The sequence below is a fragment of the Photobacterium sp. DNB22_13_2 genome (assembly GCF_052873915.1).
In genome coordinates this window covers 1-544 of record NZ_JBNNXU010000056.1, presented here as the reverse complement: position 1 = coordinate 544, position 544 = coordinate 1, and the positions used below count along the sequence as shown (strand labels likewise).

The following is a 544-nucleotide window of genomic DNA, read 5'->3' as shown; positions in this document are numbered from 1 at the left end:
TCACCGCCGGCAGCGTACCTTCTCCCGAAGTTACGGTACCATTTTGCCTAGTTCCTTCACCCGAGTTCTCTCAAGCGCCTTGGTATTCTCTACCCGACCACCTGTGTCGGTTTGGGGTACGATTTCTTATAATCTGAAGCTTAGAGGCTTTTCCCGGAAGCATGGCATCAATGACTTCACCACCGTAGTGACTCGACATCGGGTCTCAGCCTAGTGTAATCCCGGATTTGCCTAAGATTACAGCCTACACCCTTGAACCTGGACAACCGTCGCCAGGCCCACCTAGCCTTCTCCGTCCCCCCATCGCAATTATAAGAAGTACGGGAATATTAACCCGTTTCCCATCGACTACGCCTTTCGGCCTCGCCTTAGGGGTCGACTTACCCTGCCCCGATTAACGTTGGACAGGAACCCTTGGTCTTCCGGCGAGGGAGTTTTTCACTCCCTTTATCGTTACTCATGTCAGCATTCGCACTTCTGATACGTCCAGCACACCTTACGATGCACCTTCAACCGCTTACAGAACGCTCCCCTACCCAATACA

Annotated in this window: 1 rRNA gene; it reads right to left on the bottom strand. The window is 52.6% G+C overall.

The window, feature by feature from the left end:
• Positions 1 to 544: ribosomal RNA gene (locus ACVA58_RS27770) — 23S ribosomal RNA — on the bottom strand; the annotation flags it as partial.